This is a genomic window from Cupriavidus plantarum, from assembly GCF_905397285.1.
GTDB lineage: Bacteria > Pseudomonadota > Gammaproteobacteria > Burkholderiales > Burkholderiaceae > Cupriavidus > Cupriavidus plantarum.
In genome coordinates, this window is sequence record NZ_CAJPUX010000002.1 from 127,115 (window position 1) to 150,692 (window position 23,578).

The window sequence follows — 23,578 nt, forward strand, 5'->3', positions numbered from 1 at the left end:
CCATGCCTTCCTCTCCCCCCGCCCGAGACCCGATGGTCTCCGCTGCCGCCCCCACCCCTTCGGCTTCCACGCAGGCGCCATTGCCGCAGGTCCCCGTCACGCAGGTGCTGTTCGGCCTCATGCTCGCGATCCTGCTTGGCGCGCTGGAGCAATCGATCGTCGCGGTCGTGCTGCCCGACATCGCGTTGCAGCTCAACGGCTTCGACGACATGGCGTGGGTGATCTCCGCCTACCTCGTGGCGTCCACCGTCGTGACGCCGATCTACGGCAAGCTCTCCGACGTGCTTGGCCGCCGCGCGGTGCTCAGCTTTTCGATCGTGCTGTTCACGCTCGCATCGGTGTTCTGCGCGATGGCCACGTCGATGCCCATGCTGATCCTTGCACGTATCCTCCAGGGTCTCGGCGGTGGCGGTCTGATCTCGGTGTCGCAGGCGACCATCGGCGATGTCGTGCCGCTGCGCGAACGCGGCCGTTATCAGGGCTACGTCAGTGGCGTGTGGGCGGTGGCCAGTATGGCGGGCCCCGTTATTGGCGGGTATCTCGCGCACTGGCTGTCGTGGCGCTGGATCTTCTGGATCAATCTGCCGCTCGCGCTGATTGCGCTGATCGTCGTGCGGCGCGCGCTGCGGCATTTGCCCGTCAGCGGGCGGCGTCATCGTATCGATTATCCGGGCGCACTGCTCTTCGGCGGCGGTCTGACGGGCGTGCTCGTGTTCCTCACACGGCTTGGGCAGGGACATTCGCCGCTGGAGGCCGCATCCATTGGCCTGCTGCTCGCGGGGTTGCTGGGGCTGGCGATCTTCGTCTGGCAGGAGCGCCGCGCGACCGATCCGGTGATCCCGCTCGATCTGCTTACGGTACCCACCGTGGCGATCTGCTGCACGACGCTATTCCTGTGTTTCTTCCAGCTGATCGCAATGTCGGTGCTGCTACCCCTCCGGTTTCAGGTAGTGGGCGGCGCGCCCGCCGATATCGCGGCGCTGCGCCTCGTGCCGCTGACGCTGGCGATTCCGTTAGGCGCGTTTATCTCCGGACGCATGATGTCGTGGACGGGGCGCTACAAGCCGCTGCAGATGACGGGATCGGTCATCGCGCCCATCGCTATCGTGGGGCTGGCGTTTGTGCCGGTCCATGACGTACTGCCGAGCCTGCTGGTGATGGTGGTGCTCGGTGTGTCGCTCGGTCTGCAATTCCCCAGCGGTCTCGTGGCCACGCAGAACGCGGTGCCGCAACAGCAAATGGGCATTGCCACGGCGCTCACGGCCTTCTCGCGTTTGCTCGGCGGCGCAGTCGGCGTGGCCGTCCTGACCACGGTGTTGATTGCCCTGCTGCGCCATAGCGGCGTGGCGATGTCGGCGGGACACGCGGGGGAGGACGTGCTGATGAGCATGTTCCGTCGGGCACTGAGCGGGGCGGATCAGGCGGATGCGATGGCGGTACGCGCCGCGGCCGAACATGCGTTTCGCACGCTGTTCCTGCTGAGCGCCGCGGTGTCGCTGATTTCGCCGTTCTTGGTGATGCGGCTCAAGGAAGTGGCGCTGCGGGGAAGCCCGGCGGAAGCGGCGAAGGCAGCCGCGGCGGCAGCCGAGTAATTGGCGGCCAACTCATTACCAGCACCAGCGCACGCCGAGGCGGCCGAACAGACTGTTCTCCCGCGACCCGTCGATGTTTGTCGCGTAGCTCACCGTCGCGTATGCGCTGCCGTGCGCGCTCAGTTGGGCGACGACGCCCGCGCCGAACTGGGCGGAACTCGCGTTGACGCTGGTGCCAATCGCATCGATCCCCGCAAACACCGTCTGGTCGGTTCCGCCGAAGCGCCGGACGACGTTCGCGCGCAGATAGGGCATCCAGACGATTCCGCGATACATGACGCGGTTCTCCACCCTGACGCCCGCGCGGACGAGCCAGCCGTCGGCCGTACGAAACGCTACGCGGGACACGCCGTCGTCCGCGATATCGTCCACATTCACGCGCTGCCAGATGACCTGTACCTGAGGCTCGATCGTCATGCCAGAGCCGGCCGTCAGCGGTACGCCGGCCTCGACCGAAGTCGCTATCGAGGTACCGTCGGTGCGCGCGCCGAGCCCGCCGCCCCCACCGACCCCTGGTATAGAACGCGGCGATACGGTCAGCGCGCTGCCTTGCACGACCGTATCGGTGTACCAGCCAGACGGCCCGATGTGGGTCCAGTACAGGCCGAGCGTGTAGGCATCGATGTCCAGCGTACCGACCGTCGACCCCGGAAACCCTAGCGCGAAGCCGCTGACGTCGCCGGTGGCATGAGCGAAGGCGGCCATCGCGCCATAGTGGTTGCGGTGTCCCGACGAGTCGGCATCGGCATAGACATCCTGGCCTAGCTGAAAGCCCGTCATCGTGCCGTCGAAGGCGGGCGTGACATCGCCGCGCTGGCCCTGTTGTGCGCGGCCACCCCAGATGCGCGCCCAACTGGCGGGCAAGTTTCGCGATACGGACGGGGACGGTGCATCCGGCATTCCGGATGCGCGGACGTCGAGCAGTGACTGCTGTCCTTGCCGATCATGGAACGTGCCGATCTGCTGTATGCCCAGTTCGCGCGCGACGGCGGGCACCTCCGCATAGACGGGCACCTCCGCGCGATACAGGGGCACGGGGCCGCTTCCGGCCGGGACGACCGGCAACGGCGGCGTGCCGGGCGCCGCGATTGGCGCGCCCGGCGCGTCCGGTGGGGGCGGTGCGTTGGGCGTGTCGGGCGTATTCGGTGTGTTGGGTGTGTTGGGTGTGTTGGGTGTGGTCGTCGAGGGTGGCCCCGGCGGCGCAGGCGGCACCGTGGAACGTAGATACCAACTGTCCGCCGTGCCGGCGGTGACGCCGCCTCGATACAGGTAATAGGTGTAGGCGCCCGCGCTGACGGACCCGCCCGACAGCACAAACGCATCGGGGGCGGATGTCGCGCCGCCGATGGCCCGTACCATCGCTATGCCGTCGCTCGCCGTCAGCCCGCCCGTCCCGCCTGCATTGGTCAGCATGATCGTGGTGACGCCGCGGATGGCACCGCCCGAAACCACGAGCCGCGAGACCGGTGAGTCATCGTTGCCCAGCACGCCGGTGGCGCGCAGCGTCCCGTGGTTGCCCGTATAGTCCCCGGCGATGGTCAACTGCCCGCCGGCGGTTCCATCCCCCGGGCGTACCACTCCGCTGTTGACCACACCGCCCGTGAGTGTGCCGCCGCCCGCGAGGACAGCGCCCGCGCGCACTGCCGTGTTGCCGCCGATCGCGCTATCCAGATGGAATGTCCCCGTCTGCAGTTCGATGTTTCGGAAGGCGCCGTTGCCGCGCCATCGCCAGTCGTCGCCCTGCATGCGCAGCGTGGCAAAGCGCGTGAAGCCGTTGTCGGCAGTGCCGCTGCCTTGCAACACGAGTGCCGTTGCCGCGTTGCCGCCGCCATCGGCCGTTCCGCGGATGACGGAGCCCGATTGCAGCACCAGTGTATTGGCCCCCGAGCCCATCGAGACCGCAAGGCCGGCGTCGCCCTGCAACAGGCCAGCATTGATGACGGTGGTCGCGCCGTTGAGCGTACGTACCGCGGCGGCCTGCCGCGCGACGATTTGCCCGCCCGTCTGGTTCTCGATGGTGGCTGTGAAGGCCGCGCTTGCCGTGTTGGAGAACACGGCGTCCGCGCCGCTTCCGCGCGTCTCGATGCTACCGGTATTGACGAAGCTGTTGTGGTTGCCTTGCATATAGGCGGCAAAGCTCGCGTTACCGTACGTCAGCAGCATGCCGCGATTGGTGACCGTTCCGCTTCCGCCGAGGATCGACATCGCGCGCGCGTTGCTGCCGGTGGTAGTGACCGTGCCTGTGTTGAGCAGCGTGTTGCCGGTCTGCCCCGAATTTGTCTGGCCCCATGCCGCAGTCATGCCATAGGCGTTGGGCCCCGCGGTGCGGATGGTTCCATGATTGACGAGCATATTGCCGCTGCCATTGGCGGCGATGGCGTCGTTGAAGGCGCCCGTCGTATCGATGACGCCGCGCGCGGTGACGATGAGGTTGTTGCCATCGCCAATACCGACGAGCACGGCGCCGCGATTACTGCCGGTGGCCGCGCCGCCGCTGAGCGATAGCCGACCGTCATTCACGATGCGGCTGCCCGTATCGACGCGAAAGGCGGTGGGCGCCGTGAGATTGCTGAATGCGGCGCGGCTGTCGGCACCGATACTGACCGTCACGTGATCGCTGCCAGCGATGGCGAGCACCGGTACGGAAACCGTGCCGGTGCATGTCACGGTGGTGCCGCTACCCGGCGCTGGATCGTCGCACGCCGCGTCGCTGGCGGCAGGATGCGCGAACGGACCGGCAACGGCTAGCAGTGCGCTCAATCGCAGGCGAAGGCATGCGGTCAAGACGACTCCACGCGTGGATTACGCTGTAGAGACTAGGTGAGCGCCATATCGCAATCAAGCAGTGTCTGACGGGGTATCGTGCCGTAGCGCGCGCCGGCGCGCCCGCGCCGCTAGTCCCGGACCCAGCGTCCATCGCATCGCGGGCGCCAACAGCTGCATGGCCGCCAGCGAAAACGGCCGCCGCAGCGACGCCCCGTCGAGCCGCAGCATCTCCCGCGCCCACGGGGGCAGCAACGCCACGCCCGCATCGGTCATCACCCGCACCGCGGGCAGCAACTGACGCCGCGCCACGGGCATCGACATCACGAGCCGCACGACCTCATGCGTGCGCTCGCTCGCCACGAGATGCGGACGCTGGGCGGCAAGATAGGCATCGATGGCCGCGCGTGAGTCCGGCACATCCGGTGCGCCGAGCAACGCCGCGATGCGCGCCTCCTCCGCGAAGTAGCGATCCTGATCGTCAGCCGATAACGGCCCCACATAGCGCAGATATCCCGCCATGAAGCTGGATACCTCGGCCACATGGACCCACGTCAGCAAAGCGGGATCGTCGGCGGCATACGACCGGCCATCGGGCGCCGTGCCGCGAACGCTCGCATGAATGCGCCGCACGCGCTCGATCAACTGCATCGCATCGGCGCGGTTGCCGTACGTGGTGCCGGCGATGAACTGCGCGGTGCGTCCGAGCCGCCCCTGCATATCGACCCGAAACGTCGAGTGGTCCCACACGCCCGAGAGCGCCAGAGGATGCAGCGCCTGCAACAGCAGCGCGCTGACGCCACCGGCAAGCATTGCGGGAAAGTCCGCATGCACGCGCCAGCAAACCGCATCGGGACCGAAGAGCCCGGGGTCGCCAGGCGGATTGTCGTAGTCGAGCGTGAGGCCGGAATTGCTGCGCGTAATCGCGCGAACCTGCGCGCCCGCGTGGTTGCGCAGGCGCGAGATCAAACGATTGGGCCGCGTGTTGACATCCATGCCGGCAGCTTACTACGCAAGCCGCCGGCTTGTCCTCAGTGCGCGCCCGAAGCGGCCGCCGCCGCCCCGCCATTCCGCGCGGGCCGCGTGAACCAGATCAGCGGAATGATCACCACGAACGTCACGCTCGAGATCCAGAAGATATCGTTGAGCCCAAGCATGACGGCCTGCGTGTTGAGGTTGCGCTCGAAAAACGCCACGGCCTGATCCGGCGAGAAGTTCAGCGTGCGCTGGATGCCCTCGATGGCGGCTACATAGGTCGGATTGTTCGGGTTTGCCTGCTCGGCGAGCTGCGCGTGATGCAGGATCGAGCGGTTGTTCCATCCCGTGGTGGCCAGCGACGTCCCCACCGCGCCGCAGAACACGCGCGCGAAGTTTGACAAGCCCGCCGCCGCGGGGATCTTGTCGGGCGACAGTCCCGACAGGAGGATCGCCGTGAGCGGTACGAAGAACAGCGCCATCGGAATCCCCTGCAGCAGGGTCGGCAGCACCAGCGTGTACGTATCCACGCCGGTCGTGTAGTTGGAGCGCATGAAGAACACCGCCGCGAAACCAAGGAAAGACAGCGTGGCCAGCACGCGCAGTTCCGCCTTCGGCAGGAACTTGCCGACCACGGGCGCGAGGATCACCGCGAAAATGCCAAGCGGTGCGGTCACCAGCCCCGCATTGACGGCCGGATAGGCCAGATACTGCTGCATCCATTGCGGCAACACCACGAGGTTCGCAAAAAACACCGCGTAGCCGACGGAGATCGCCACCGTCCCCGCGAGGAAGTTGCGCCCTTTGAACAGGCGCAGATCGACGATCGGATTGGGCTCGGTCAGCTCCCAGATCACAAAGAACACGAAGCCGAGCAGCGCCACCACGCCGAGCGTGACGATAACGGGCGAGTTGAACCAGTCGAGGTCCTTGCCCTTGTCGAGCATGATCTGGAGCGCGCCGACCCAAGTGACCAGCGATGCGAGGCCGACGAGGTCAATCGGCAGCTTGCGCGTCTTCGACTCCCGTTCGCGATAGACCGCCCACGTGACAGCCGCCGCAAAGATACCGACCGGCACGTTGATATAGAAGATCCACGACCACGAGTAGCTGTCGGTGATCCAGCCGCCGAGCGCCGGGCCGGCAATCGGACCCACCGTCGCGGTCATGGCCCAGAGCGCAAGCGCGGACGAACTCTTGTCCTTCGGGAACGAGCCGAGCAGCAGCGCCTGCGACAAGGGAATCAGCGGCCCCGCGACTGCGCCCTGGAGAATACGCGCGGCGAGCAGAATCGTGAGGTTAGGCGCGATGCCGCACAGCCACGAAGACAGCACGAACATCAGCAGCGCGCCGACGAACAGCCGTACCTGCCCGATGCGTTGCGTGAGCCAACCGGTAAGAGGAATCGACACGGCATTGGCCGCGGCGAACAGCGTGATGACCCATGTCCCCTCGTCGACCGACACGCCGAGGTTGCCGGAGATCGTCGGAATCGCGACGTTCGCGATCGACGAATCCAGCACGTTCATGAAGGTGGCCAGCGCGACCGCGAAGCTGCCGAGCAGCAGTTTCGTGCCAGTCAGCGGTGGCGGGTTTGCCGGTGTCTGCGTAGACATGATGCGCTCCGATGGATGTCTGCGGCCTCAGGCTTGCGGACCGTTCTGCGCGATGATCCGCGCGATCTCGCGATCCGCTTCGTCGCCCTGGCGCTGGAACACGTCGGTGGCGTAGCGGGTGCGATATGTTGCGTTGGACGCGTCGGCCGTGCCGAGCTCCGCCCCGGTCCCCTTGGTGTTCACGTCGACGAGCATCGACAGGCCGATCTGCAGCGGATGCGCGCGCAGTTCGGCGGGATCGAGCTCGATGCGCACGGGCAGGCGTTGCACGACCTTGATCCAGTTGCCGGTCGCGTTCTGCGCGGGCAGCGCCGAGAACGCGCTGCCGGTGCCGGCGGCAAAGCCCACCACCTTGCCGTGATAGGTCACGGTGCCTCCATAGACATCGGCCCGCAATTCCACGGGCTGGCCGATGCGCAGCCGGCGCAGCTGCACTTCCTTGAAGTTGGCGTCGACCCACACGCCATCGAGCGGCACGACGGCCATCATGGGATTCCCCGGTGCCACGCGCTGGCCCACCTGTACCGATCGGCGCGCGACGTACCCCGTGACGGGCGCCGGCAGCGTGTTGCGCGCGTTGGCGAGCCAGGCATCGCGTACCTTGGCGGCCGCGGCCTGCACATTCGGATGGTCGGCGACATTGCTGCGGTCCGTCAGCGCGTGGTTGGCCGTAAGCTGCTGGCGCGCGGTATCAAGCGCGGCCGCGGCAATCTTCACCGCATCCCGTGCATGCGCGACGTCTTCCGCCGACACGGCGCCGGTCTCGGTGACTTCCGTGCGGCGGCGCAGATCGGATTGCGCGCGCGACAGGTCCGCTTCGCGCTGGCGGACGGTGGCGGCGAGCACGTTGTTGTTGACGTAGAGCGCGCTGACCTGGCGCACGGTCTGGCCGAGCGCGGCTTCCGCATTGGCGAGCGCGATGCGCGCATCGGCAGGATCGAGCGTGACGAGCGGCTCGCCGGCTTTCACGATCTGCGTGTCGTCCGCGTTCACGGTCACCACGGTTCCCGTGACCTGCGGCGTGATTTGCACGAGGTTGCCGTTGACGTAGGCATCGTCGGTTTCCTCATGGAACCGGGCGACGGTGTAGTAATACGTCCCGTAGCCGATCGCGGCCAGCGCGCTGACGAGGCCCAGCGCGGCGAGCAGTTTCTTGCGCTTGCCGGAGGAAGGATTGACGGTGGCGGTCCTCGTGTCGGGGGATTGGATCGCGGCGGTTTCGGATTTGTTCTCTGCGTTCATGGTGGCACCTGTATTCGGAAGTTTTCTGCGTATGGCGTATGGCGTGTCGCGTATGGCTTATGGCTTATGGCGTGCGGCAGTCAGTGCGTGACGTTCGACGTGACGTTCGACATCACGGCCGCCTGCCGGATGGAATCGGACGCATCGGTAAATCCGCCACCAAGCGCGGAGGCCAGCGCGATCTGCCGATCGCGGCGCGTCATCCGCAGGTTCGCGACGTTCTGGCTGCTCGCGAGCGCGTTGGTCGTGGCATTGAGCACCGTGAGCTGCGTCGTCAGGCCGGCCTTGTACTGCGCCATGGCCAGCTTCTGCGCGCGCTGCGCCGCGGTGTCGCTACGCTCGGCGTTGACGATCTGCGCGTCGATGGACTGGATGTCCGACAGTTGCGTGGCCACATCCGTGAGCGCGTTGATCAGCGTCTCGTTGTAGTTCGCCACCGCGTAGTCGAAGTCCGCGTAGCGGCCCTTGAGCTGCGCGCGCAGGGCGCCGCCATCGAAGATCGGCAGATGGATGGCCGGACCCGCGGAGGCCGTACGGCTGGCCGCGCGCAGGAAGCGGCCCCAGCCGATCGCGTCGAGACCGATCGCCGCCGACAGGTTGATGTCCGGATAGAACTCGGCCTTGGCCACCTTGATGTCGTGCAACGTGGCATCGACACGCCAGCGCGCCGCAACGATGTCCGGGCGGCGCGACAGCAGGTCGGCGGGCAGGTTGTCGGGCAGACGAACTTCGGCGCCGGCGCCGAGCGCGGGCTTTTCGATTGCAAGGCCGCGATCGGGACCCTTGCCCAGCAGCGCGCCGAGCTGATAGCGCGTGCGGCGGATCGACCCGTCGAGCGCGGACAGCGCGGCTTCGGCCGTGGCAAGGTCCGCCTCGGCGGTGCGCTTCTCGACTTCGGTATCGAGGCCCATCGTTACGCGGCCGTTGGTCACCCGCAGCACGTCGCGGCGTTGCACGACTTCATCGTTGGCGATATCGCGCAACGTATAGAGCCGGGCGAGTTCGTTATAGGCACGCGCGATCGCGTTGGTCAGCGTCAGGCGTACCTGCTCCGCATCGGCTTCGCTGGCCCGGACGGACGAGACCGCGGCCTTCAGCGCCTCCCGGTTCTTGCCCCAGAGGTCGAGTTCGTAGGAGGCATCGAGCACCGCCTTGTTCTCGGAGATCCACGATCCGCCGAAACCCTGCGGCACCAGTGCGTTCTCGCTGAGCCGCTGGCGTGTCCAGGAATAACCGGCGCCGACGCGCGGCAGCGTGTTGGCGTTCGCGCTTTCGCTCATGGCGCGCGCCGCATCCACGCGGGCACGTGCGATATCGAGCGTCGGGCTGCCTTGCAGCGCTTCGTCGATCAGCGACTTGAGCTGCGTGTCGCCGAACTGGTCGGCCCAGTCGGCGGCGGGCCAGCGGCCCTGCTGGGCTGGCAGGCTCTCGGTGGCGGTGAGCTGGGCGGGCTCGACCATCTGCTTGTCGCTGTGAATGCCGGCGTAGTTGGCGCAGCCGGCCAGCACGGCCGCGGCGACCATCGTCAGGACCGGTGCCAGCAGGCGCGTGGCGCGCAGTCGCTGCGGCGTATGCTGATTCATCATTTTCTGACCTATCAGGTATATGAGCAAAAAAAATGGGGGCGGATCTCTGGAATCGCCCTCAGGCGTTGTTGAACTTGTTGAGCAGACGAAGAAACTCGTCAAACTCCGACGGCGTGAAGTCGCGCAAGCGGTGGTTCAGCACCGGTAAAACGATGTCAGGAATGCGAGCGGCCACTTCGAGGCCCTTCTCGGTGATAGCGAGATTGACTACGCGCCGATCTTCCAGACTGCGGCTCCGGCATAGCAGGCCGCGCTTTTCGAGCTTGTCCAGCATGCGGGTCATCAGGCCGGTGTCGATGGCCAGGATTTTGCAAAGCTCGTAGGGCGTACTCGCCACACCGTGAGTGAGCGACAGCAAGATGCCGATTTGCTGGGCCGTGATGTCCAGGCTTTGCAACGCGCCATCCAGCTCCATCACCAACGAATTGCGGGCCCGGTTCAGCTGGAAGCCTACGCTCTTCGTCATCTGGAAGTTGTCCTTCGTGTAATGGTCCATCTCGCAGCACTCCCGACTTGGTTGATGCAACAATAGCTGATGCATCAGATACTACAATAAAATTTTGCCTATCGCGAAGATAGGCAAAAACTAATGCGATGGGGAGGTGGATCAGTAGTACCGCAAATCCGTGGCCTTGCCCCAGAACACGCGATAGGCATACGCGGTGTAGCCAAGGATCGTCGGTAGCACGATCACCGCGCCAATCAGGATCACCGCCAGCGATTCCGGTGCGCTCGCCGCCTGCCAGATATCGATCTGATCGACGACGAGGTACGGAAAGAGGCTGTAGGCCAGGCCATTGAACGCCATCAGGAAGATCGCCGCGGTGCCCGCGAACGGCACCCAGCACCAGCGGTCATTGCCGGCTGCCTGCATCGCCGGCAGCTTCCGCAGCAATCGGTCGAGTACCACGAAGATTGCGACCGTCGCCAGCGGAATCGGCGCCAGCAGGATGATGTTCGGCAGCGAGAACCACTTTTCGAAGATGCGCGTGCTCACGAGCGGTGTCACGACCGAGATCGCGGTCACGCCCACGCCGGTCAGCCACAGGCTACGGCGGGCCCAGTAGGTGGCGCGCTTCTGCAGGCTGCCCGTGGTCTTCATGACGAGCCAGCCCGCGCCGAGTGCGCAGTAGCCGGCCACGAGGCAGAGCCCCACGGCGATCGCGAACAGCAGGTTGGGCCAGTCGTAGCGGAAGCCGGTGATGTAGAGCCCGAGCATCAGGCCCTGCGAGAAGCTGGCGAGCAGGGAGCCCGCGTAGAACGCGCGGTTCCACCACGGCTTGTGGGGGTCGCGTGCCTTGACGCGGAAGTCGAAGGCCACGCCGCGCAGGATCAGTCCGGCGAGCATCAGTGCCACGGGCAGGTACAAATGCGTGAGGATGGCGCCGTGCGCGATCGGGAACGCGGTCAGCAACAGGCCCACGCCGAGGACGAGCCAGGTTTCGTTGGCATCCCAGAATGGGCCGATCGACGCGATCATCGTGTCCTTGTCCGCATCGTCGGCACGGCGCAGCAACACGCCGACGCCGAGGTCGTAGCCGTCGAGGATCACGTAGATCAGCATCGACAGGGCCATCAGGCCAAGGAACACGAGCGGGAGCCAGCCCGCGGGTTGCGAGAGATCAGGGGTGGCTGGGGTCATGGCATAACTCATTGAGCGCTCCTTGCGGGCGTCAGGATTACGGGCTGCGGCGTCATGATGAGCGAGTCGGGATCCGCGTGCTGATCGGTCTTGCCGGCTTTGCGTGCAAGGTGGAACACCACGCTGATATAGGCGATCAGCAGCGCCACATAGAGCGCGAGGTACATGGCAAGCGTCGAGCCGATCATCGTCGCGGGCACCTTCGATGCCGCCTGCGCGGTGGTGAGCACGCCGTAGACGAGGTACGGCTGGCGGCCGATCTCGGTCACGTACCAGCCCGCGATCAGGCCGATCCAGCCGGAGAACGTCATCGCCACGAGCGCGCGGGCCATCCAGGGCGCGGGCGCGCCGCGCTTGCGGAACTGCCAGGCGGCCACCCAGGACACGGCGAGCATCAGCAGGCCGATGCCGACCATGATGCGGAACGCGTAGAACATTGGCGCCACGGGTGGATGCTTGTCGCCGAATGCATCGATGCCCTTGATCTCGCCTTCGGGATCGTGCGCGAGGTAGATCGACGCCAGCTTGGGGATCGAGATCTCGTAGTCATTGCTGCGCGTGGTCGCGTTGGGAATGCCGAACAGCACGGCCGGCGCTCCCTTCTCGGTTTTCCAGATGCCTTCCATCGCGGCGATCTTGGCCGGCTGATGATGCAGCGTGTTCAGGCCGTGAAGGTCGCCCGCCACGATCTGCAGCGGAATCAGGATCGCGCCGAGCACCACGCCGGTACGCATCGCGGCGAGCGTATCGCGGCCGCGATCGCCGCGAAGCCAGCGATAGGCCGAGAGACCGGCCAGCAGGAACGCCACCGTCAGCCCGGAAGCGAGCAGCATATGCACCAGACGATACGGGAACGAGGGGTTGAAGATGATCTCGAACCAGCTCGTGGCATGCGCGCGGCCATCGATCATCTCGAAGCCGGCGGGAGTTTGCATCCACGAGTTCAGCGCGAGAATCCAGAACGCGGAGAGCGTGGTGCCGCCCGCGACGAGCAGCGTGGCGATGGTATGCATGCGGTTGCTCACGCGACGCATGCCGAACAGCATGATGCCGAGGAACGTGGCTTCCAGGAAGAACGCGGTCAGCACCTCGTAGGCGAGCAGCGGCCCCGCGATGTTGCCGACGGTTTCCATATAGCCAGGCCAGTTGGTACCGAACTGGAAACTCATCGTGATGCCGCTGACGACCCCGAGCGCGAACGTCAGCGCGAACACCTTGACCCAGAGGCGGTAGGCGTCCATCCAGCTCTCGTCGCCGGTTTTGCCGTAGCGGAGCTTGAAGAACAGCAGTACCCACGCGAGGGAAATACTGATCGTGGGAAACAGGATATGGAAGGTGATATTGGCGGCGAACTGGATTCGCGCCAGTATCACCGGATCTACGTCGGCAAACATGGCCTCTATTCCTTCTTGGCGCGCGTGGACTTGGTGACGGACGCAATCCGGTCCTTCACCTCCAGCAGCTTGGTCACGCGCGAACCCAGCCGCATCAGTTTTTCCAGCGTGGCGACATCGAGCTTCTGCATGTCACCCATCCATCCGGTGACGAGCACGATGAGGCCGTACATTTCCTTCATGCGCGCCTGCGCATGGCGATCGTCGGGCGAGGAGGGCGATTCCAGCTGGACTTCGCGCAGCATCGACAGCGTGGGATCGATCTCCCGCCGGCGCCGCTCTTCGGCCAGCGTCCGGAAAATCGCCCAGACGTCATCGGGCGCGGAGTAGTACTCCCGCCGGTCTCCAGGCTGATGCGACAGCCGCACGAGATTCCACGACTCGAGCTCCTTGAGCCCGATACTCACGTTGGACCGCGAAAACGACAGCGCCTCGGCAATCTCGTCCGCATTGAGCGGACGCGGCGCGGTGAACAGCAGCGCATAAATCTGCCCAACCGTCCGGTTGATGCCCCACCGGCTGCCCATTTCGCCGAAATGCAGCACGAATCGTTGGACCAGCGGGGATAGTTGCATCGGGGTGGCAGGGGACATGGCGTGGGGGCGGTTCGTTTTCAATTTTTAGTAATTTCTGAAAGTTTAGAACGAAGACATAGGGTTTGTACAGGGGTGCGGCGGTTTGTCACCCGGGGCAGCGGGCGACCCGGCCCGGGCGGAAACGGTTGAAAAAAAGGGAACCGGTTGTCCCGATTCCCACTTTATCCATGCAGTTGCGCGTCTATACGAATCAGAACTTGTGACGAATGCCCGCGAGGACGCCCGTCTGGTTCTTGCCGGCCAGGGTCGTGCCGAAGCCGCCGGTGCCCAGGTCCGAGCCATCCTTGTTGCGCGTGTAGGCCACGGTCAGATAAGCATCGGTGCGCTTGGAGAAGGCGTAATCCGCCGAGAGGATGAATAGCCAGGGGTCGGCGCCGGTCTTGCGGAAGTCCTGATAATAGGCCGCGCCGGTGAGCGACAGTGCCGGCGTGACTTCCCAAAGGGCACCGGCCCAATACAGATTGGTCGTTTGCGACGTGGGCGGCGTCATGATGCGGCCGTAACGATATCCGAGGTATGGCCGCACCGGGCCGATCTTGTAGTTGGCCGCGATGGCCGCCTTGCGCGTCTTGTTGTCGGCGGTGGCGACGGTGCTCCCGTTTACCTCGTCGTAGATGGCGGCGATCGCCAGCGGTCCACTTTCATACGCCAGGCTGCCGCTGTATTCCCGGCCCACCTTGTAGTTGCCCGGGACTTCCCCGTTGACCCCCGAGGTGCCGTCCACGCCGGTGCTGTAGAACAGCTTGCCGGTGATCGGACCGAACTTGCCCTCGTATCGAATCGCATTGTCCGCGCGCGACTGGAACGTCGGGTCCTGCACGCCGATCGAATAGCGCGTCGAGATCGCCATCGGGTCGTATTGCACGCCGTACTCATACATCGGCGTGTTGTGGCGGCCCAATGTCACCAGGCCATACGCGCTGCGCAGACCGACCCATGCCTGACGGCCGAAGAGGCGGTTCTGGCCGCTCCTCCCGTCATCGATGTTGAAGCCGCTTTCCAGCGCGAACACCGCGCTCAGACCGCCGCCCAGATCCTCCGACCCACGCAGGCCCCAGCGCGAACCGGACAGGTTGCCCGACTGCATGCGGACCGACGTGTTATCGCCGGCGCCAAGGTGATTGACGAACTCCACCCCGGCATCGACGACCCCGTACAACGTCACGGACGACTGGGCGTGTACAGCGCCCGTAAACAACCCTGCAATCACTGCGGCAATGCGCAGCTTTCTCGCCTTCATGCTTCACTCCGGTTGGTAAAAAACCTGCTGAGGGCGGAGATATGGATCGGGCTTCATGAATGGCCCGATTCCTGATGACAGCGACTTACCGTGCCGAGGGGGCGCGGAAGTTAGCGCTGAAGTTAGCGCTGAAGTTAGCGCAGCAAGCGGGAGCGGAAGGGCGGAGGCAATTGCGCGATAGCCGCGCCAAGCGCATTCACGATGGATTCCCGTTTGGCGGGAAAGCGGCTGGCGACGCAGCCGACGTCCAGCGCGGCCACCGGCGCGCCCGTGGCGTCGCAAATGGCCATGGCGATACCCACGCCATCCAGCACGAATTCCTCGTCGGAAATGGCATAGCCGTCTTCCGCCGCCTGATCGATTTTCGCGTTGACGCCGTCCAGGTCATAGACCGTAAAGGGCGTGCGCGGCGTCAGTGGGTTGGCCGCGAGGATCGCATCGCGGCGCGCGCGCGGCAGGCATGCGAGCATCGTTCGACCCATCGCCGAGCAGTAACCGGGATACGGCTTGCCGAGCTCGAGGTCGTAGCGCACCACCGCCTTCGCCAGGCATTTGGAAACCGTCTTCACCTGGCCGTCATCGGTCAGGACGCTGAGGATCACCGTCTCACCGACTTCCTCGCACAGGTCATCCATCAGGGGCTTGGTCAGCGCAATCAGTCGTGCTTCGACATCGCCATTCCACCCAAAGCCGGCGCGGCGGAAAACCGGGTTCAATCGGTAGAGGCTGTGATCGTCGCGTTCGATGTATCCACGCGACAGCAACGTGCGAAGCAGCCCCAGGGTACTGCTCTTGGGCATGCCGAAAGTGGTGGACACCGAAGTCAACGGTACCCCTTCTCCCGTTGCCGCAAAGAATTCAAGCAGGTCCAGTACCCGTGCAGCGGACCGTACAGAGTCGTTCATATATGTGAACTTCATTCGAATATATGAATCGATTGTGACGACGCGGCGCCGCGACTGCAAATACGGGATAACCCTATGCCAGCGTCCGCACCTGGATACCGCCCTGTCGCTCCAGCACGTCCACGACCACACCGCCCGCGAGGCGTCGGAGCGCCACGCTCACGCTATGCGCGCCCACGGTGAGATTGAGCAGCCGAACCTCGTCAAGGAACGACGGCAATGCCGGTGTGTGGAAAGTGATGGCCGGCTCGTCAGGATGAAAGTCGAGGCCGAGACAAGCTTGCAGGAGCAGCAGTGGGGCAGCGGCCGCCCACGCCTGCGGGGAACAGGCAACGGGATAGAAGGTAGGGCCCTGGCTGCGTCGGCGACGGAAGCCACAGAATAATTCGGGCAGCCGGCGTTGATCGATGTAGTTCGACGCAGCGAATAGACCCTCGAATATGCGAAGCACCTCCGCGCGATGACCATAGCGCGCCATGCCCCGCGCGATCAGCGCATTGTCGTGAGGCCAGACGGAGCCATTGTGATAACTCATCGGATTGAAGCGTGCGGCATCGGACGACACCGTGCGAATGCCCCACCCGCAAAATGTACGGCTATCCATTAACGCCGCGATGACCGAGCGCGCGCGTTCCGGTCTTGCAATGCCGGTGAACAATGTGTGCCCGGCATTCGAAGCGCGGACTCTGCAAGGTCTCTTGTCGCCGTCGAGGGCCAGCACATAGGTTCCGAGGGCCGCATCATAAAAGCGGGCGTCAAATGCATCGCGTATCGCGGCCGCCTTGGCGGCGTAGGTCGCCGCGCCGGCCACATCATGAAGCGCCGAACAGATGAGTGCGGCTGCATTCCATGCACCGTAGGTGTACGCCTGCACCTCGGCCAACGCGATGGGCCCCGGTGCAAGTTGTCCATCCGCGTGAAAAACGGAATCGCGGCTGTCCTTCCATCCCTGGTTGATCAGCCCCTCTGGCGACTGCCGTCCGTACTCGACGAACAAATCGCCATCACGGTCTCCAAAATCACTGATCCAGTTCAGGGCCGCGCGGATGTTCGGCCAGAGCGCGCGGATGGCGTGGATGTCACCGGTGCGCTGAAGGTAGGCGCCGGCGAGCACGACATACAGCGGTGTGGCATCGACGCTTCCGTAATACAGTCCGAACGGCACCTCTCCCAGCTGCGCCATCTCGCCGTGGCGGGTTTCATGAAGGATCTTGCCGGGCTCGGCGTCGGCCTTTGCATCGATCGCGTTCGCCTGCCGAGCCGCGAGATACTGCAGAACCCCGTGCGCGAGTTGTGGATCGAGCCATAGCACCTCCAGGGCTGTGATGATGGCGTCTCGGCCGAACGGCGTGCTGAACCATGGAATGCCAGCGTAGGGGTAGGGGCCGTGCGGTGTGTCTGTTCTCAGCATGTGCAGGTCCGAGACACTGCGGCGGGATAGCTCGTTGAACGATTCATTCGACGTTTCAATCGAGGTTTCCCGCTCCGACATCCGCAGCAACTCTCTACGAGACTTGCGCAGCGCGGATAGAAAGGTCAGGGGTCCGGCAGGCGCCTCGGAAAACGAAGCGCAGCGGACCTCCATGCTCAATTGCTTCGACGACAACGGATCGAGCGTCAACGCGAAGCTGGCACGGGTTGCCGTCAGGCTATCCGGTGTCGGATGGAAGCCGAGTACCGTTTTACGCACGACGTTATCCAGGCCCGTATAACTCAGCGTGACGGACTCCGGCGTCAGCGTGGCTTCGTGAAGGGATCCCCGCCGGGCGCGCGCCGTGCCGCGAACCTCGAAAACATCCGCGAAGTCGGCGGCGAAATCGATCTCGATGCGAACGCGGCGCGCGCATTCGTCAAAGTTGCTCACGGCGAGCCGCTCGTAGCAGGTGCCGTTCCAAAGAAACCGCGTGCGGCGCAGGTGGATCAGATCTCGCTCCAGCCTCAGGTTCCCGTTCTCATCGGGGAGGTCGGGATTCGTCAAGTCGCAGGTCAATGCGGAATTGTCGTCATTCAGCGTGGAAGACAGCAACATGGGGCGGGCGCCATCGATGGACAGCCGCAGGAACGAGAGATGCCGGGTATCGAGATGGTATAGACCCTCCGGACTGCCGATTCCTCCCACTGCGTCGCCGTTGTGGTCGAACAGCGCAAAGGCATCGCCGTGCTTGAGCGTCCGTGGCCTGCGCTCCTGAAGCGACGCCGTGGTAGGAATGTAAAACTGCGCCACACGCAGCGCCCCAGCCACCGTTGTCGTATCCCCGTCATGGACTGGCGAATCGGATTGCATGGCGTCTCCTTTCAAGCGAGCTCGAGTTCATCGGGCTCGTCCCGCCGCACGACGCTTGGCGACGATTGCAGGCCGCGGTAGATGCGCAGGTAATCGTTTGCCATGCGCTTCACAGTGAAGCGTTCCTCGAACGCGGCGCGCACCCCGGCGCGTGACAACTCCCCGAGGCGATGCACTGACGCCACCGCGTCATCGACCGTTTCGACGATAAAGCCGCTGACGCCCGTTTCGATGACTTCGCAGACGGACCCGCAGCGAAACGCAATGACCGGCGTGCCGCAGGCCATTGCCTCGATCATGACGACGCCGAATGGTTCGGGCCATGCGATGGGAAATAGCAAGGCGGCAGCGTTACCCAGGAACCTGGCCTTCTCCTGTTCGTCGATCTCCCCGATGTATTCGCAAAGGGGGTTTGCCTTCAGCATTGGCTCGATCGTTCCTTCCCAGTAGGCCCGGTCGACTTCGTCGATCTTTGCCGCGATCTTGAGGGGAAACCCCGCCCGTGCGGCAATCTCGATGGCATGGTCGGGGCGTTTTTCCGGCGAGATGCGTCCAAGAAACGCGAGATAGCCGCCCGACGGCTCCGCCCGGTAGCGCAACAGGTCGGGCGGCAGGCCATGCAGTACTGTGCCCGCCCAGTTGACCGCGGGCATGGGAAGGCGCTGTGCGGCGGATACGGACACGACGGGGTACTGGGGAAATCGTCGGTAGAACGGTTGAAGGTCCGCCAGATCGAGCCGTCCGTGGAGCGTCGTCACGACAGGCGAAGCCATTTGCCGCAGCAACGGGTAGTGCAGCATGTCGATATGGAAGTGGATGACGTCGAACTCGTGTGCTCGCGCGACGACTTCATCCAGCATCATCAGGTAATACGGCGAGGGGTCGCGTATCTCTGTATCGAGGCGCATTGCTCCGCTACAACTGGATACGAGCGCGGCCCTGGTTACGGAGTCGCCGCTCGCAAACAACGTGACGTCGTGACCTTGCGATACGAGTTCCTCCGTGAGATATGACACGATGCGTTCGGTTCCGCCATAGAGGATAGGCGGGCAGCGTTCCGCCAGGGGCGCGATCTGTGCGATTCTCATGGGTTCTTCCTGGCTCCGGCTTTCGCTCTGTAGCGAGCTGCAAGTGCAGTCTACCCACGACCTCTCCGCGCTTCTTATCGATTTCTGCTCAGCTATGTCTCGTTCCTGCGCCCGCCGAACGCATCGGCTCAGATGCGGAGCGCGTCGATGACCAGCTTCAGGGCAGGGGACATCTGGCGCCGCGTGGCATAGTAGATGTGGTAGCCGGGAAACGTCGGCCACCAGTCTTCGAGCACGGGCGATAGCAGGCCTTGCGCCACGTAGGGCTGCACGAGGTCGAAAGGGAGGTAGGCGAGCCCCATGCCATCGAGTGCCGCCTGTAGCATCAGCAACGTATTGTTGAAGGTCGTTTGACCGTCCACGCGCACGCTGACCGACTTGCGACCCTTCTCCAGTTCCCACGCATAAAGCCCGCCATGCGTGGGCAGCCTCAGGTTGATGCAACGGTGTGCCGTCAGATCCTGCGGCGCGGAGGGGGGCCGCTTACCTTCAAGATAGGAGGGGGATGCGGTCACGGCCATGCGGAGGTCGGGCGCGATGCGAACCGCGATCATGTCCTTGTCCACACGGTCACCGCTGCGTACGCCTGCGTCGAAACGCTGCGCCACGATATCGGTCATCGCATAGTCCACGCTGAATTCGATGTGGATGTCGGGGTACTGCCGCAGGAGAGGCAAAAGCTTCGGCCATAGGACCTTGGCAATGGCGTGGTCGTGGGCCGTGATGCGGACGGTGCCGGCAGGCGCATCGCGGAGGGACGCGAGCGACGCGAGTTCGGTTTCGATCTCGCCGAGCCGCGGCGCAAGCACGTTCAACAGGCGCGCGCCAGCATCGGTGAGCGACACGCTACGCGTGGTGCGCGTCAGCAGCCGAACGCCGAGTCGCGCTTCCAGTGCCGATATCGCATGACTTAGCGCGGAGCGCGACAAGCCGGCCTGCGCGGCTGCCCGCGTAAAGCTGCGCTCCCTCGCCACAATGACGAACAGCTGCAGATCGTTCAGGTTGTCGATAGCCATTGGTGAATGATATGCACCAGTGTATGCGGATTAGACAATCTTCTCACCCAATGATAGCGGTCGTACAGTGTGAACCCACAACGCTATTCAAGGACGCATGTCATGAAACTCTTCTGCGGACTTTGCTGTGCCGCTGGCATCTTGCCGATGGGGACCGTGCAGGCCTCGCCTTCCGCGGCCGGCACTGCCAATGACGTCCAGCAGATCGCGCGTGCCGGCACGCAGGCGGCAAGCGCTGGTCCGGCCGAGTTCTTCACCGGGCGTGTGCGCGTGGAGCCGGTCTGGCCAGCCAGCAAGGACATCCCCGCCTCCGGGAGCAACGTGACCTTCGAGCCCGGCGCGCGTTCGGCGTGGCATACCCATCCCGCAGGGCAGCGTCTCGTTGTGCTGTCCGGTACGGGGCTGACTCAGGAATGGGGCAAGCCGGTCCAGATCCTTCACCCAGGCGATGTTGTCTGGTGCCCGCCGGGTGTCAAGCACTGGCACGGCGCCGCACCCGATAGCGCGATGACGCATCTTGCCGTGACCCGCATGCTGGACGGAAAAAACGTCAACTGGATGGCGATGGCCGGAGCGAAGTCGAACAGCGGTCCTCTGACCGGTGCCCCCGCAAGGCGCGTCTGGTTTGCGGTCCCGGCCTGAAGCAACGCGTCGCCGGGCTGGCGCCGGGTGGCTGGGTAGTGCCCCGACAATGTCTGTGACGCCGCGCGCCTTGCGGGCGCCGGACGGTACGCTCTCCGCCGCGATCGTCGATGTGGGCGGTTTCCTTGGGGTGGCGTCGCATCGTGTCGCGATCCCCGTCCAGCATTCCAGGCAGATCGCGCTGAAAGCGATCCTCCCCGGTGCAAGCAAGGACGCGCTGAAGAAGCTGCCGCAGTTCGAGTACGCCAAGAGCTGACATCCGGCCCCGATATCGCAAGACGGCCCCGCGCTGTTCGCCACGCGCGGCGGGTCAGCCGTCGTTTAGATAGCGATGCACCAGCGCCACGCACATAGCGCCTTCCCCCACGGCCGATGCCACGCGCTTGATAGACGCATGGCGTACGTCGCCCGCGGCAAACACGCCCGGTGTGCTGGTCTCCAGATAAAGCGGAGCGCGCTCGAGCGGCCATTGCAGATCGGGCGCGAACTCTCGGAGGTCCGGACCCGTGACGAGGTAGCCGGACTCGTCACGCACTATACCCACCTCCGTCGCCCATTCGGTTTGCGGCACGCCACCGATGCAGACGAAGAGCCAGTGCGCGTCGACGTCGCGGCGCTGGCCAGTGCGCACATCGGTCAGCGTGACGCCACGCAGCGTCTCGTCGCCGCGGAGCGCCGTGACCTGCGTGCAGGTTACGACCTCGACATTCGGTGCGGAGGTCACACGGTCCACCAGGTATTGCGAGAGCGAGCTCTTCAGCGAGGCGTCGCGCACGATCATGCAGACGCGATTGGCCGACAGCGCGAAGTACATGGCCGCCTGACCCGCCGAGTTTCCGCCTCCAACGATATAGACGTCTTCACCGTGCGTCAGTGCCGCTTCACTCGCGCCCGCGCCATAGTAGAGGCCGGAACCGAAGAAGCGATCCTCGTCGGCCAGGCCTAGCTTGCGATACGCCACCCCAGTCGCGCAGATGGACGTTCTAGCGGTGATGCGGGTTCCATCCTCCAGATAGACGATGCCCTTTCCGGGCGGAAACTCCGCGCGTACGCCGGCGCGTGCAAGCAGTATTTCGGCACCGAACTTCATTGCCTGGGTGCGAGCGCGTTCGGCGAGTTCCCAGCCGCCGATGCCATCTGGAAAGCCGAGGTAATTCTCGATCTTCGAACTGCTACCGGCCTGCCCGCCCACTGCCCATCGTTCCACCAGTACGGTGCGCAGCCCTTCCGATGCCCCGTACACCGCCGCGCTGAGTCCGGCGGGACCGGCGCCGTAAATGGCCAGGTCGTACTCCGAACGTGAAGGGTTGGCGAACCATCCGAGCTTCTCCGTGATCTGGCGGATGGTCGGACATTCGAGCCATGTGCCGTCATGGAAGACGCACAGGGGCAAGCGGGCATCGGTCAGGTTCCGCACGCCAGCAAGCGATGCCGCGTCCGCATCGCCTGTGAGCTCTATCCACTCGTAAGGAATGTCGCTGCGATGAAGGAAGTCGCGAATCGCATAGCCGTTGGCGGAGCGACGTCTTCCATAGATCTTGACCATGACAGTGGCTCCAGATGCGTCGTCCGCGCCGGTGGCCGGCGACAGTCAACACCATAGGTGCGCGATACCGCGTGCGTCTTCTGCGATTCTGTTTCGCTTTGTCTGAATTCTGCGGTTCGAGCGAAACGCACGGGCGCATGCACTAGAGTGGGATGAGGGCGAGGCAGTATTCGTTCATCATCGGGAGATATGTCATGGTAAAGCTCGCATTGTTCGTTCGTCTGGAAGCCAAGCCGGGCAAGGAGAAGGAGGTTGAGAACTTTCTTTTGAGCGGTCTACCGCTAGTGGAGGCGGAGCCCGCGACCACAGCGTGGTTCGGCATCCGCCTTGGACCGTCTACCTTTGGCATCTTCGATGCGTTTCCGGACGAGGCCGGGCGGGAGGCTCACCTTTCTGGCAAAGTTGCGGCCGCGCTCATGGAGAAGGCCGATACGCTATTCGCGAAGCCTCCGTCGATCGAGAAGGTAGACGTGCTGGCGGCAAAGCTGCCGGGCTGAGTACACATTCCGGCGCGCAACACCCGTTCGTTGTAAGTCCCGTTTGGTCTATCCGATGTCTTGCGGGAATCCGGCTGCGGCTGTGAGGATGTGGGCCACGTCCGCACGATCCGACGGCGAAGCGAGGCCGATGCCCACCGATAGTTCCTCGCCCTCGACCAACCGCCGGTAGACGATACCCGCGCGCCGCAGGGCAGTGAACGACTTCGGCAGCAGCGCGATACCGCGGCCGTTGGCGACCTCGCTGAGCAGGACATGGTGGTCCGTGGGCTCCCTGAGCTTTGGCGGTGCGAACCCATGGCGGGAGAAAACCGTCTGGCAGTGGTCGTAGAAGGCGGGCTGGCGTGCGCGCTCGAACCAGAAGACGCGCTCGCCTTGCAGGTCCGCGAGACGCACTGCCCTGCGCTTTGCCAGCCGATGCACCGACGGTATCGCCACGACCATGGGCAACCGATCGAGCTCGCGCAGATGGAGCCCGTCAGCGTCCGTCGGCAAGGCGATGAAGGCGGCATCCAGCTTGCCCGCCCGCATCTGCCGCACGAGCCGCGGCGAGGTATCCGAGAACGTCGTGACGACGGTGCCGGGGTGCGCGGCCTGCACCCGCTGCGCCAATCCTCGGAACCACGCCGGCTCGACGGCGCTGGTGAGCCCAAGCCGCAGATTCGGTGGTAAGGCCTGCGTTACGACGGCCGCCTCGGCCTCGCGAAGCAATTTCGCTACGCCGCGGGCATAGGGCAGCAGCTTCTCCCCCGCGGCGGTGAGCGTTACGCCTTTGGTGTTCCGCTCGAACAACCGCACCCCTAACCGCTCCTCGAGCTCCCGCACCGCTCTGCTGAGCGGCGGCTGGGAGAGATGCAGCCGCTCGGCCGCTTGCCGAAAACTCAGCGTCTCGGCGACGGCCAGGAACAGCGAAAGGGATCGGGAATCGAGGCGTTGGACCATATCAAAAAGGTA

The 23,578-nt window shown here is 64.7% G+C and carries 20 protein-coding genes; 4 read left to right on the plus strand and 16 right to left on the minus strand.

Translation table 11 applies throughout. From position 1 onward, the window contains the following. Positions 1-32 precede the first annotated feature (32 nt). The gene (locus KHP16_RS09350; protein WP_244835730.1) at positions 33-1,592 is read left to right on the plus strand and encodes an MDR family MFS transporter; all 1,560 of its coding nucleotides are present in this window, start codon (positions 33-35) and stop codon (positions 1,590-1,592) included. A gap of 15 nt (positions 1,593-1,607) precedes the next feature. On the opposite strand, the gene KHP16_RS09355 is transcribed toward KHP16_RS09350, so the two are convergent. The 14 genes from KHP16_RS09355 to KHP16_RS09420 form a co-directional block, all read right to left on the minus strand. Then, entirely contained in the window at positions 1,608-4,376 is a 2,769-nt protein-coding gene (locus KHP16_RS09355; RefSeq protein ID WP_244835731.1) for an autotransporter family protein, read from the minus strand. Between the two features lie 54 nt (positions 4,377-4,430). Further along, positions 4,431-5,351, minus strand: a complete 921-nt coding sequence (locus KHP16_RS09360; protein ID WP_109583587.1) for an oxygenase MpaB family protein — start codon at positions 5,349-5,351, stop codon at positions 4,431-4,433. Between the two features lie 35 nt (positions 5,352-5,386). Further along, a complete protein-coding gene (locus KHP16_RS09365) occupies positions 5,387-6,946 on the minus strand; it encodes a DHA2 family efflux MFS transporter permease subunit (RefSeq protein WP_211960051.1) in 1,560 nt (519 codons plus the stop codon). 27 nt (positions 6,947-6,973) lie between these two features. Further along, a complete protein-coding gene (locus KHP16_RS09370) occupies positions 6,974-8,188 on the minus strand; it encodes an HlyD family secretion protein (RefSeq protein WP_109583585.1) in 1,215 nt (404 codons plus the stop codon). 80 nt (positions 8,189-8,268) lie between these two features. Then, positions 8,269-9,774: an efflux transporter outer membrane subunit gene (locus KHP16_RS09375; protein ID WP_121491719.1), complete on the minus strand. Its 1,506-nt coding sequence runs from the start codon at positions 9,772-9,774 to the stop codon at positions 8,269-8,271. A 58-nt stretch (positions 9,775-9,832) separates the two neighbouring features. Continuing rightward, positions 9,833-10,270 carry a MarR family winged helix-turn-helix transcriptional regulator gene (locus KHP16_RS09380; protein ID WP_211960052.1) on the minus strand — a complete coding sequence of 146 codons (438 nt, stop codon included), beginning with the start codon at positions 10,268-10,270 and terminating at the stop codon, positions 9,833-9,835. Positions 10,271-10,381: 111 nt separating this feature from the next. Next, on the minus strand, positions 10,382-11,416 hold the full coding sequence (locus KHP16_RS09385; protein WP_109583781.1) for a cytochrome d ubiquinol oxidase subunit II: 1,035 nt from the start codon (positions 11,414-11,416) through the stop codon (positions 10,382-10,384). Between the two features lie 8 nt (positions 11,417-11,424). Beyond that, entirely contained in the window at positions 11,425-12,810 is a 1,386-nt protein-coding gene (locus KHP16_RS09390) for a cytochrome ubiquinol oxidase subunit I (protein WP_211960053.1), read from the minus strand. Between the two features lie 5 nt (positions 12,811-12,815). Continuing rightward, entirely contained in the window at positions 12,816-13,385 is a 570-nt protein-coding gene (locus tag KHP16_RS09395; protein WP_109583581.1) for a GbsR/MarR family transcriptional regulator, read from the minus strand. 211 nt (positions 13,386-13,596) lie between these two features. Next, complete coding sequence (locus tag KHP16_RS09400) at positions 13,597-14,646, minus strand: porin (protein ID WP_211960054.1); 1,050 nt, start codon at positions 14,644-14,646, stop codon at positions 13,597-13,599. 134 nt (positions 14,647-14,780) lie between these two features. Beyond that, a complete protein-coding gene (locus KHP16_RS09405; RefSeq protein WP_211960055.1) occupies positions 14,781-15,611 on the minus strand; it encodes an IclR family transcriptional regulator in 831 nt (276 codons plus the stop codon). 13 nt (positions 15,612-15,624) lie between these two features. Next, positions 15,625-17,835 carry an amylo-alpha-1,6-glucosidase gene (locus KHP16_RS09410; protein WP_211960056.1) on the minus strand — a complete coding sequence of 737 codons (2,211 nt, stop codon included), beginning with the start codon at positions 17,833-17,835 and terminating at the stop codon, positions 15,625-15,627. 11 nt (positions 17,836-17,846) lie between these two features. Further along, complete coding sequence (locus KHP16_RS09415) at positions 17,847-18,923, minus strand: glycosyltransferase family 4 protein (protein WP_211960057.1); 1,077 nt, start codon at positions 18,921-18,923, stop codon at positions 17,847-17,849. A gap of 128 nt (positions 18,924-19,051) precedes the next feature. Continuing rightward, complete coding sequence (locus KHP16_RS09420; protein WP_211960058.1) at positions 19,052-19,939, minus strand: LysR family transcriptional regulator; 888 nt, start codon at positions 19,937-19,939, stop codon at positions 19,052-19,054. 102 nt (positions 19,940-20,041) lie between these two features. Between KHP16_RS09420 and KHP16_RS09425 the strand changes: the two genes are divergently transcribed. Continuing rightward, complete coding sequence (locus KHP16_RS09425; RefSeq protein ID WP_211960059.1) at positions 20,042-20,581, plus strand: (R)-mandelonitrile lyase; 540 nt, start codon at positions 20,042-20,044, stop codon at positions 20,579-20,581. 55 nt (positions 20,582-20,636) lie between these two features. Then, positions 20,637-20,837, plus strand: coding sequence for a hypothetical protein (locus tag KHP16_RS09430; RefSeq protein ID WP_244835732.1), 201 nt, complete (start codon positions 20,637-20,639; stop codon positions 20,835-20,837). Positions 20,838-20,891: 54 nt separating this feature from the next. On the opposite strand, the gene KHP16_RS09435 is transcribed toward KHP16_RS09430, so the two are convergent. After that, positions 20,892-22,127 carry an NAD(P)/FAD-dependent oxidoreductase gene (locus KHP16_RS09435; RefSeq protein ID WP_211960060.1) on the minus strand — a complete coding sequence of 412 codons (1,236 nt, stop codon included), beginning with the start codon at positions 22,125-22,127 and terminating at the stop codon, positions 20,892-20,894. A gap of 194 nt (positions 22,128-22,321) precedes the next feature. Between KHP16_RS09435 and KHP16_RS09440 the strand changes: the two genes are divergently transcribed. Beyond that, positions 22,322-22,624 carry a putative quinol monooxygenase gene (locus KHP16_RS09440; RefSeq protein WP_211960061.1) on the plus strand — a complete coding sequence of 101 codons (303 nt, stop codon included), beginning with the start codon at positions 22,322-22,324 and terminating at the stop codon, positions 22,622-22,624. 48 nt (positions 22,625-22,672) lie between these two features. Here the strand turns inward: KHP16_RS09440 and KHP16_RS09445 are convergent, their stop codons facing one another. Continuing rightward, positions 22,673-23,566, minus strand: a complete 894-nt coding sequence (locus tag KHP16_RS09445; RefSeq protein WP_211960062.1) for a LysR family transcriptional regulator — start codon at positions 23,564-23,566, stop codon at positions 22,673-22,675. Between the last annotated feature and the right edge of the window lie 12 nt (positions 23,567-23,578).

Excerpts from the sequence above, each read along its gene's own strand:
- KHP16_RS09350 (WP_244835730.1), top strand. The coding sequence starts at position 33 with ATGGTCTCCGCTGCCGCCCCCACCCCTTCGGCTTCCACGCAGGCGCCA.
- KHP16_RS09360 (WP_109583587.1), bottom strand. The coding sequence starts at position 5,351 with ATGGATGTCAACACGCGGCCCAATCGTTTGATCTCGCGCCTGCGCAAC.
- KHP16_RS09365 (WP_211960051.1), bottom strand. The coding sequence starts at position 6,946 with ATGTCTACGCAGACACCGGCAAACCCGCCACCGCTGACTGGCACGAAA.
- KHP16_RS09370 (WP_109583585.1), bottom strand. The coding sequence starts at position 8,188 with ATGAACGCAGAGAACAAATCCGAAACCGCCGCGATCCAATCCCCCGAC.
- KHP16_RS09375 (WP_121491719.1), bottom strand. The coding sequence starts at position 9,774 with ATGATGAATCAGCATACGCCGCAGCGACTGCGCGCCACGCGCCTGCTG.
- KHP16_RS09380 (WP_211960052.1), bottom strand. The coding sequence starts at position 10,270 with ATGGACCATTACACGAAGGACAACTTCCAGATGACGAAGAGCGTAGGC.
- KHP16_RS09385 (WP_109583781.1), bottom strand. The coding sequence starts at position 11,416 with ATGACCCCAGCCACCCCTGATCTCTCGCAACCCGCGGGCTGGCTCCCG.
- KHP16_RS09390 (WP_211960053.1), bottom strand. The coding sequence starts at position 12,810 with ATGTTTGCCGACGTAGATCCGGTGATACTGGCGCGAATCCAGTTCGCC.
- KHP16_RS09395 (WP_109583581.1), bottom strand. The coding sequence starts at position 13,385 with ATGCAACTATCCCCGCTGGTCCAACGATTCGTGCTGCATTTCGGCGAA.
- KHP16_RS09400 (WP_211960054.1), bottom strand. The coding sequence starts at position 14,646 with ATGAAGGCGAGAAAGCTGCGCATTGCCGCAGTGATTGCAGGGTTGTTT.
- KHP16_RS09410 (WP_211960056.1), bottom strand. The coding sequence starts at position 17,835 with ATGCAATCCGATTCGCCAGTCCATGACGGGGATACGACAACGGTGGCT.
- KHP16_RS09415 (WP_211960057.1), bottom strand. The coding sequence starts at position 18,923 with ATGAGAATCGCACAGATCGCGCCCCTGGCGGAACGCTGCCCGCCTATC.
- KHP16_RS09420 (WP_211960058.1), bottom strand. The coding sequence starts at position 19,939 with ATGGCTATCGACAACCTGAACGATCTGCAGCTGTTCGTCATTGTGGCG.
- KHP16_RS09425 (WP_211960059.1), top strand. The coding sequence starts at position 20,042 with ATGAAACTCTTCTGCGGACTTTGCTGTGCCGCTGGCATCTTGCCGATG.
- KHP16_RS09435 (WP_211960060.1), bottom strand. The coding sequence starts at position 22,127 with ATGGTCAAGATCTATGGAAGACGTCGCTCCGCCAACGGCTATGCGATT.
- KHP16_RS09440 (WP_211960061.1), top strand. The coding sequence starts at position 22,322 with ATGGTAAAGCTCGCATTGTTCGTTCGTCTGGAAGCCAAGCCGGGCAAG.
- KHP16_RS09445 (WP_211960062.1), bottom strand. The coding sequence starts at position 23,566 with ATGGTCCAACGCCTCGATTCCCGATCCCTTTCGCTGTTCCTGGCCGTC.